Here is a 4,835-nt window from a genome sequence, read left to right as displayed (position 1 = left end):
GGTGTGAGACAGGGGGGGGAGCGGGCGGCGTGCTTACCGAGGCCCCGCCGTGGACCCGCGCACCATCAGCTCCCCGTGCACCGTCGCCACGCCGCCCGGCGGGGGCTTCTCCTTGCTCATGGCGATGCGGCCCGCCCGGGCGCCCGCCTCGTGCAGGGGCAGGCGCACCGTCGTCAGGGCGGGGACCGCGTCGATGCTGAACGGGAGGTCGTCGAAGCCCGCCACCGACACGTCGTCCGGGATGCGCAGGCCCTTGTCGCGCAGGGCCGCGCAGGCGCCGAGCGCCACCGTGTCGTTGGCGGCGACGACGGCCGTCAGGTCCGGGGCGCGGCGCAGGAGTTCGTCCGTGGCGTCGTAGCCGGAGCGGCGGTCGTAGGGGCCGTGGACGGTGAGGGCCGGGTCGTCCTCGATGCCGCGGGCGGCGAGCGCGGCGCGGTGGCCCTCCAGGCGGTGGCGGGTGGTCGTGCGCTCCTCCGGGCCCGCGATGTAGCCGATGCGGCGGTGTCCGAGGCTCAGCAGGTGTTCCGTCAGCTGCTGCCCGCCGCCGCGGTTGTCGAAGGTGAGCGCCACCGCGTCGGTGTCCGGCGAGGGCGGCCTGCCGCACAGCACCACCCGTGTGCCCGCCTCAGTGAGGCGCCGCAGCTTCCCGGCGATCGCCTGGGCGTGCTCGGCGTCCTCGACCGCGCCTCCGGTGAGGATCACCGCGGCGGCGCGTTGGCGCTGAAGGAGCGTGAGATAGGTGAGTTCGCGCTCGGGGGAGCCGCCGGTGTTGCAGACGACGGCCATGCGCTCGCCGCCCGCACGCCCGCCGGGCCCGCCGATCTCGGACTGCACGGCGCCCGCCATGATCCCGAAGAAGGGGTCGGCGATGTCGTTCACCAGGATGCCGACCAGGTCGGAGGTGGCCGCGGCGAGTGCGCTCGCGGGGCCGTTGAGGACGTAGTCGAGTTCGTCGACGGCGCGCAGGACGCGCTCGCGGGTTGCGGCCGCCACCGGGTAATTGCCGTTCAGCACGCGGGAGACGGTGGCGGGGGAGACCTGCGCGCGGGCTGCCACGTCCGCCAGGGTCACGGTCATCTCGTCGTCCTCCGGGTCACCCGTTTGTCCTCGCCCGGTCACCGCTCTCGACCGAAGCCCTTGTCCGAACCTTGTGCGGCAGGCTAGCTTGCCTCTGGGTAGAAAGCGCTTGCTACGCTCCTGTGGAGGGACTTTCGTGACACGCAAGACGGTGCGCATCGCCATGAACGGCGTCACCGGGCGCATGGGCCACCACCAGCATCTGGTCCGCTCGATCCTCGCCCTCCGGGAACAAGGAGGCCTCGACCTGGGCGACGGCACCGTGCTGTGGCCCGAACCCGTCCTCGTCGGCCGCCGGGAGCACGCACTGCGCGCCCTCGCCGCCCGGCACGGGCTCGAACACTGCTCGACGGACCTCGACGCGGTCCTCGCCGACCCGACCGTCGACATCTACTTCGACGCCCAGCTCACCTCCGCGCGCGAGGACGCCATCAAGCGGGCCATCGCGGCGGGCAAGCACATCTACACCGAGAAGCCGAGCTCCACCGGGCTCGACGGCGCCCTCGCCCTCGCCCGCCTCGCCGAAGGGGCGGGCATCAAGCACGGCGTCGTCCAGGACAAGCTCTTTCTGCCGGGACTGCTCAAGCTGAAGCGGCTGATCGACGGCGGCTTCTTCGGGCGGATCCTGTCGATCCGCGGCGAGTTCGGCTACTGGGTCTTCGAGGGCGACTGGCAGCCCGCCCAGCGCCCGTCCTGGAACTACCGCAGCGAGGACGGCGGCGGCATCGTCGTCGACATGTTCCCGCACTGGGAGTACGTCCTGCACGAGCTCTTCGGCCGCGTGCGCAGCGTCCAGGCGCTCACCGCCACCCACGTCCCGCAGCGCTGGGACGAGCGCGACAAGCCCTACGACGCCACCGCCGACGACGCCGCGTACGGCATCTTCGAGCTGGACGGCGGCGCCGTCGCACAGATCAACTCCTCCTGGACGGTGCGCGTCAACCGCGACGAGCTCGTGGAGTTCCAGGTCGACGGCACCGAGGGGTCCGCCGTCGCGGGCCTGCGCAACTGCCGCGTGCAGCACCGGAGTGCGACCCCCAAGCCGGTCTGGAACCCGGACCTGCCCGCCACCCACTCCTTCCGCGACCAGTGGCAGGAGGTCCCGGACAACCAGGGGCCCGGCGGGTTCGACAACGGCTTCAAGGCGCAGTGGGAGCTCTTCCTCAAGCACGTGTACGCCGACGCGCCCTACCACTGGGACCTCCTCGCGGGCGCCCGCGGCGTGCAACTCGCCGAGCTGGGCCTGAAGTCCTCCGCGGAGGGCCGTCGCGTCGAGGTGCCGGAGATCTCGCTGTGACCGGACCCCGCCAGGTGCTGCTTCCGGCCGCGGGCGGCGGCACGCGCGCGTACACCCCGCGCGCCGAGCCGCCGCCCACGACCGCCGGCGGCCCCCCGCTCACCTCCCGCACCGTCTTCTCGGCCGCCCACGTGGTCGCCGACCCCCGCGCGGACGTGCCGCCGGACGGCCCCGCCGCCGTCGACTGGGACGCCACCCTCGCCTTCCGCCGCCACCTCTGGTCGCACGGCCTGGGCGTCGCCGAGGCCATGGACACCGCCCAGCGGGGCATGGGCCTGGACTGGGCGGGGGCGGCCGAGCTGATCACGCGGTCGGCCGCCGAGGCGAAGGCGTCCGGGGGCCGGATCGCGTGCGGCGTCGGCACCGACCAACTGGCGGGCCCCGCGGGCCTTGCGGAGGTCGGGGCCGCGTACGAGGAGCAGCTCGCCCTCGTCGAGTCGGCCGGCGCCCAGCCGATCCTCATGGCGTCACGCGCCCTGGCCGCCGCGACCGCGTCCCCGGACGACTACCTGGAGACGTACGGCCACCTGCTGCGCCAGGCCGCCGAACCCGTGATCCTGCACTGGCTCGGCCCGATGTTCGACCCCGCCCTGGAGGGCTACTGGGGATCGGCCGACCTCGACGCGGCCACGGACACCTTCCTGGAGGTGATCGCCGCCCACCCCGACAAGGTCGACGGCATCAAGGTCTCCCTCCTGGACGCCGACCGCGAGATCGCCCTGCGCCGCCGCCTGCCGGACGGCGTGCGCTGCTACACCGGCGACGACTTCAACTACCCCGAACTGATCGCCGGGGACGACCGCGGCTTCAGCCACGCCCTGCTCGGCATCTTCGACCCGCTGGGCCCGCTCGCCGCAAAGGCCGTGCGGGCCCTGGACACGGGGGACACGAAGCGCTTCCGCGCGCTCCTCGACCCCACCGTCGAGCTGTCCCGGCACCTCTTCCAGGCCCCGACCCGCTACTACAAGACCGGAGTCGTCCTGCTCGCCTGGCTGGCCGGGCACCAGACGCACTTCACGATGGTCGGCGGCCTGCAGTCGGCCCGCTCGCTGCCCCACCTGGCCCGCGCCTACGAACTGGCCGACGGACTCGGCCTGTTCCCCGACCCGGCCCTCGCGGCCACCCGCATGCGATCCCTGCTCACCGTCCACGGAGTGCCCCAATGAGCGAGCCCGTGCCGTCGTCGCGGCTCAGCATCAACCAGGAGACCATCAAGCAGTGGTCGCTGCCCGAACTCGCCGAGGGCTGCGCCAAGGAGGGCATCGGGGCCGTCGGCCTGTGGCGCGCGCCCGTTCGGGAGTACGGGGTCGAGCGCACCGCCCGCCTCATGCGGGACACCGGGCTCGCGGTGACGAGCCTGTGCCGGGGCGGCTTCCTCACGGACCCCGGAGAGGCGGCACGCGCGCGTGCCCTCGACGACAACCGCGTGGCGGTCGACGAGGCGGCGGCGCTCGGCACGGACACCCTGGTCCTGGTCTCGGGCGGCCTCCCGCCCGGCAGCAAGGACCTGGCGGGGGCGCGCGAGCGGATCGCGGACGCGCTCGCGGTCCTCGGGCCCTACGCCGAGGAGCGGGGCGTGCGCCTCGCCATCGAGCCGCTGCACCCGATGTTCGCCTCCGACCGCTGTGTGGTCTCCACCCTCGGCCAGGCCCTCGACCTCGCGGAACGATTCCCCGCGCACCAGGTCGGCGTGGTCGTGGACACGTACCACGTCTGGTGGGACGACCTGGCGCCCGCGCAGATCGCCAGGGCGGGCCGCGGCGGCCGGCTGCACGCCTTCCAACTGGCGGACTGGATCACTCCGCTGCCCGCGGGCGTGCTCCTCGGGCGGGGGCAACTGGGGGACGGGAGCATCGACTTCAAGGCCTTCAGGGAGGCCGTCGACGCTGCCGGGTACCACGGCCCGATCGAGGTCGAGATCTTCAACGAGGAGCTGTGGGCGCGGGACGGGGACGAGGTCCTCAAGGAGACGGCCGAACGCTTCCGCACGCACGCGTGAGGCGCGATCCGTGACATGCGCTCCGGGTGAGCTACTTCTTGCCGCCCAGGATCTGACCCAGCAGATCGCCGAGGCCGCCGCCGGAGGGCGCGGCGCCGTTCGGGGCGCCTCCGGGTGCCTTGGTCCGCGCCGCCCTCTTGGAGAGCACCGCGAGCACCACGGGGATGAGCATCTCGATCACGCGCGTGACCGTCGCCGGAGGGATGCCGGTCTTCTTGGAGACCGCGTTGGCCACCGGCCTGCTCATCTTCGCGAGCATGCCGGACATCATCCCGCCCGCGGCGAGACCGCCGAGGCCGCCGAAGGCGGAGACCCCCTGCAGGGGCGGATCGGCGGGCCCGACCTCGGCGAACGCCTGCCGCACCTCGTCGGCCTCCGCGGGGTCGGCGGCCCTGCCCTGAATGTCTCCGGAGAGCGCGGACACCGTGGTGCCCACGACGTCCTGCGCGCCGGACGCGTCCG

General features: G+C 73.5%; 5 protein-coding genes. 3 read left to right on the top strand and 2 right to left on the bottom strand.

The window, feature by feature from the left end; translation table 11 throughout:
• Window positions 1–33 precede the first annotated feature (33 nt).
• Window positions 34–1,077: a LacI family DNA-binding transcriptional regulator gene (locus tag AOK03_RS35235; RefSeq protein ID WP_055569463.1), complete on the bottom strand. Its 1,044-nt coding sequence runs from the start codon at window positions 1,075–1,077 to the stop codon at window positions 34–36.
• Window positions 1,078–1,213: 136 nt separating this feature from the next.
• On the opposite strand from AOK03_RS35235, the gene AOK03_RS35230 reads away from it, so the two are divergent.
• Genes AOK03_RS35230 through AOK03_RS35220 form a run of 3 tightly spaced genes read left to right on the top strand, consistent with a single transcriptional unit; the run spans window position 1,214 to window position 4,373 of the window.
• Window positions 1,214–2,374, top strand: coding sequence for a Gfo/Idh/MocA family protein (locus AOK03_RS35230; RefSeq protein ID WP_055569462.1), 1,161 nt, complete (start codon window positions 1,214–1,216; stop codon window positions 2,372–2,374).
• A complete protein-coding gene (locus tag AOK03_RS35225; RefSeq protein ID WP_244177869.1) occupies window positions 2,371–3,540 on the top strand; it encodes a dihydrodipicolinate synthase family protein in 1,170 nt (389 codons plus the stop codon). The genes AOK03_RS35230 and AOK03_RS35225 overlap by 4 nt, the downstream gene beginning before the upstream one ends.
• A complete protein-coding gene (locus AOK03_RS35220) occupies window positions 3,537–4,373 on the top strand; it encodes a sugar phosphate isomerase/epimerase family protein (RefSeq protein ID WP_055569461.1) in 837 nt (278 codons plus the stop codon). Before AOK03_RS35225 ends, AOK03_RS35220 begins: the two co-directional genes overlap by 4 nt.
• Window positions 4,374–4,404: 31 nt before the next feature.
• Here AOK03_RS35220 and AOK03_RS35215 read toward each other — a convergent pair.
• Window positions 4,405–4,835, bottom strand: a 431-nt coding sequence (locus AOK03_RS35215) for a DUF937 domain-containing protein (RefSeq protein WP_055569460.1), incomplete at its 5' end; no start/stop codon positions are given.

This window comes from Streptomyces atriruber (assembly GCF_001418325.1).
In the GTDB taxonomy this organism is placed as follows: Bacteria; Actinomycetota; Actinomycetes; order Streptomycetales; family Streptomycetaceae; genus Streptomyces; species Streptomyces atriruber.
The sequence above is the reverse complement of the archived record's forward strand: the minus strand, read 5'-3'. Positions and strand labels throughout refer to the sequence as shown.